The 1,589-nt window shown below is 74.6% G+C and carries 1 protein-coding gene and 1 pseudogene; both read left to right on the forward strand.

Annotation, left to right across the window (positions count from 1 at the left end; genetic code table 11):
• Positions 1-249 (forward strand): annotated as a pseudogene (locus BZL64_RS25490) (polysaccharide deacetylase family protein); the annotation flags it as partial.
• Between the two features lie 145 nt (positions 250-394).
• Positions 395-1,489 (forward strand): DUF5925 domain-containing protein, encoded by a 1,095-nt coding sequence (locus BZL64_RS25495; protein WP_086771532.1) that lies wholly within the window; start codon positions 395-397, stop codon positions 1,487-1,489.
• Positions 1,490-1,589: the final 100 nt, after the last annotated feature.

A 1,589-nucleotide genomic window follows, 5' to 3' on the forward strand; every position in this document is an offset into this window, starting at 1 on the left:
GCCGTACGGGAGAACGGGTTCGCCCAGGCGCTCGCCGTCGGCAACGCGCTGGCCCGGCGCGCGCAGGGGCCGTACGCCCTGCGGCGGGTGACCGTGCGGCGCGGCACCGGTGTGGGGGAGTTCGAGCGGCTGCTCGACGGTCGCTCGGTCGCCCGCACCTTCGCGCGCGACCGCGCCCTCACCAAGGGGTACGCGGTGGTCCGCAGGACCCGGCGGATCCACCGCAGGGCGGTCGGGGCCCCGGCCTGAAGCGCAGGGCGCCGCCGGGGCGCGCGGGCGGGGCGAGCCCCGGCCGCGTCCCCCGGCGTACCGCGCGGGCGGACAGATCCGACACACCGGCGCGCACTGCGGAAACCGGGTGCAGACGGGCCGCCGGTGCCGGATCATGGCGGGCATGTCCGCGCACCCACACGACGCCCTGCCGATGCGGCTCAACGTCGACGACTCCGACTCCCCGGCCGATGTCGTCGACGCGCTGTTCCTCGGCCGCTTCGCGACGGGCGAGCAACCGTACTCCCACGCGGTGAACATCGACCGCGTCCGCTCCGGCGTCACCCTGGTCCCGCCCCACGCGCGCGTGCTGCGCGTCGCCCGCGACGACGACCGCAGCGCCACGCTCGCCGAGGGCGACGGCTGGACGCTGCTGGTCTCCCGCTGGAACCGCGGCGCGGACGTCACCGTCACCGCGACCACCGCCGAACTCGCCGCGAAGATCCTCGACGAGGCGACCGACGGCGCCACCGACGAGCCCGAACCCCAGCCGGAGAACGTGACCATGGGCTTCTGGTACGTCTCCCCGCGGCGCGGCCCGCACCGCACCACCCGCCAGATCTCCGCGGGCACCTGGGACGAGATCCGCCCCAACTACACGGCCCCCGTCGCCGAGGCGATGGACCACCTGATGGGGACGACCCCCGACAACATCGCCGGCCGGCTGCTCCTGCTGCACGGCCCGCCCGGCACCGGCAAGACCTCCGCGTTGCGCACCCTGGCCCGCTCCTGGCGGGACTGGTGCCAGGTCGACTGCGTCCTGGACCCCGAGCGCCTGTTCTCCGACGTCGGCTATCTGATGGACATCGCGATCGGCGAGGAGGACGGCCCCGGCAAGGGCCGCTGGCGGCTGCTCCTGCTGGAGGACTGTGACGAGCTGATCCGCGGCGAGGCCAAGCACACCGCCGGCCAGGCCCTCTCCCGGCTGCTCAACCTCACCGACGGCCTGCTCGGCCAGGGACGCAACGTGCTGGTCGGGGTGACCACCAACGAGGACCTGGAGCGGCTGCACCCCGCGGTCGTGCGGCCCGGCCGCTGTCTGGCCCGGATCGAGGTCGGCCCGCTGACCCGCCGCGAGTCGGTGGACTGGCTGGGCACCGAGGAGGGCGTCGGCCGCGAGGGCGCGACCCTGGCCGAGCTGTACGCACTGCGCCGGGGCACCTCCCCGACCTCGCTGCCGGAGCCCCGCGGCGGAGTCGACGCGGGGCTCTACCTGTAGTGCTTTGATGGATGCATGACCCTGTTCGTCGGCACGTCGGCCGGGTACAGGACGCCCTTCCAGTCCTTGTACTGCCACCCCGACGTGCCGACGAACAGGG

Source organism: Streptomyces bobili (assembly GCF_002154575.1).
GTDB lineage: Bacteria > Actinomycetota > Actinomycetes > Streptomycetales > Streptomycetaceae > Streptomyces > Streptomyces bobili.

Excerpts from the sequence above, each read along its gene's own strand:
- BZL64_RS25495 (WP_086771532.1), top strand. The coding sequence starts at position 395 with ATGTCCGCGCACCCACACGACGCCCTGCCGATGCGGCTCAACGTCGAC.